Annotated in this window: 2 protein-coding genes; both read right to left on the bottom strand. The window is 66.2% G+C overall.

The annotated features are described in order from the left end of the window. On the bottom strand, positions 1-761 hold a 761-nt coding region (locus ACFU8W_RS52440; RefSeq protein ID WP_345510388.1), incomplete at its 3' end, for an amino acid ABC transporter ATP-binding protein. Next, positions 758-1,540 (bottom strand): amino acid ABC transporter permease (locus ACFU8W_RS52435; RefSeq protein ID WP_384052991.1); only part of this gene is annotated, 783 nt, incomplete at its 5' end. The genes ACFU8W_RS52435 and ACFU8W_RS52440, both read right to left, overlap by 4 nt.

Raw genomic sequence — 1,540 nt, 5'->3', positions numbered from 1 at the left:
TACAGCACCTTCGACAGGAACGACTTCGTCCGGTCGTGCTGCGGGTTCGTCAGTACGTCGCGCGGGTGGCCCGATTCGACCACCACCCCGTCGTCCATGAAGACCAGCGCGTCGCCGACCTCCCGGGCGAAGCCCATCTCATGGGTCACGACGATCATCGTCATGCCGTCCTCCGCGAGCCCGCGCATGACGTCCAGGACGTCGCCCACCAGCTCCGGGTCGAGCGCCGACGTCGGCTCGTCGAAGAGCATCAGCTTCGGCTCCATGGCCAGGGCTCGGGCGATCGCCACCCGCTGCTGCTGGCCGCCGGAGAGCTGCGACGGGTAGTTCTTCGCCTTGTCGGCCAGGCCGACCCGGTCCAGCAACCGCTCCGCGCGGGCCCGGGCGACGGCCTTCGCCTCGCCCTTGACCTGTACCGGGGCCTCCATGACGTTCTCGATGGCCGTCATGTGCGGGAAGAGGTTGAACCGCTGGAAGACCATGCCGATGTCCCGCCGCTTCAGGGCGACCTCGGTGTCCTTGAGCTCGTAGAGCTTGTCGCCCTTCTGGCGGTAGCCCACCAGGTCACCGTCGACATAGAGCCGGCCGGCGTTGATCTGCTCCAGGTGGTTGATGCACCGCAGGAACGTCGACTTGCCGGAACCGGACGGGCCGATCAGGCAGAAGACCTCCCGCGGGGCGACCTCCAGGTCGATGCCCTTGAGAATGTGTGCGGCGCCGAAGGACTTGTGTACGCCCTCGGCCTTCACCATGGCGGTCATGCCGTGCCTCCCGACGGACGGCCCAGGGACAGCAGGTTGGCCCGGATCTTCTGCATGGGGGTCGGCGGCAGGCTGCGGCTCGAACCGCGCGCGTAGTACCGCTCCAGATAGAACTGGCCCACGGTCAGCACCGACGTCATGATCAGATACCAGGCCGCGGCGAGGAAGTACATCTCCACCGGGGCTCCGGACGACGATCCGATGTCCTGGGCGTACCGGAACAGTTCGGTGAACTGCACCGCGGACACGAGCGACGTCGTCTTCAGCATGTTGATGACTTCGTTGCCCGTCGGCGGCACGATCACCCGCATCGCCTGCGGGATCACGATGCGCCGCAGCGTCTTGCCGTGGCTCATGCCCAGCGCGTGCGACGCCTCCGTCTGGCCCTCGTCGACCGAGAGCAGACCGGCGCGGCAGATCTCCGCCATGTAGGCGGCCTCGTTGAGGCCCAGGCCGAGCAGCGCCGTCAGCAGCGGCGTCATGAAGCTCGACCAGTAGTCCTTGTAGATCGGCCCGAGGTTGATGTACTCGAAGACCAGACCCAGGTTGAACCAGACGAACAGCTGTACCAGGACCGGGGTGCCGCGGAAGAACCAGATGTAGAACCACGCGATGGACGAGGTCACCGGGTTCTTGGAGAGCCGCATCACCGCGAGCAGGATGCCCCCGACGATGCCGATGACCATCGACAGCGCGGTCAGCAGCAGGGTCTGGCCGACACCCCTGATGATCCGGTCGTCGAAGAAGTAGTCGGGGATGGCGCCCCAGTTGATCTTGCC

The organism is Streptomyces sp. NPDC057565, assembly GCF_042801455.1.
GTDB lineage: Bacteria > Actinomycetota > Actinomycetes > Streptomycetales > Streptomycetaceae > Streptomyces > Streptomyces yanii.
This window is presented reverse-complemented; position numbering and strand designations above follow the sequence as displayed.